Annotated in this window: 1 protein-coding gene; it reads right to left on the minus strand. The window is 51.4% G+C overall.

Going from position 1 to position 362, the window contains the following annotated elements; translation table 11 throughout:
* Window positions 1-362, minus strand: a 362-nt coding sequence (locus ACTHSP_RS22845) for an LptF/LptG family permease (RefSeq protein WP_440347109.1), incomplete at both ends; no start/stop codon positions are given.

The following is a 362-nucleotide window of genomic DNA, read 5'->3' on the forward strand; positions in this document are numbered from 1 at the left end:
ATGATGATGTGCATAGGCAGCAGTCCGAGCCAAAAATGGATTTTGCCGTCTTCCACAGCATTGCGCAGGAAGGTCAGTCCGTTTTGGTAAACCAAAAATAGACCGATGGCAATCAGGATATTGTAGGTATGGCCGCTACGCGGATTGAAATAGGAAAGCGGCACGGCAAGCAGGCACAGCAACAAAACGCTGACGGTCAAGGAAATACGCCACATCAATTCCGCCTGGTGTTGGGGATTGCTGCTGCCAATCAGTTGGGCAGTCGGAATGGTGCGGCGGTGTGAAACAGGGTCGATGAGTTTGGGCGTGGTGCTGATAATCAGGCTGAGGTGTTGGAAAGAAACGCGGTTGTAATCGGCTTT

The organism is Neisseria sp. P0001.S005, from assembly GCF_051963715.1.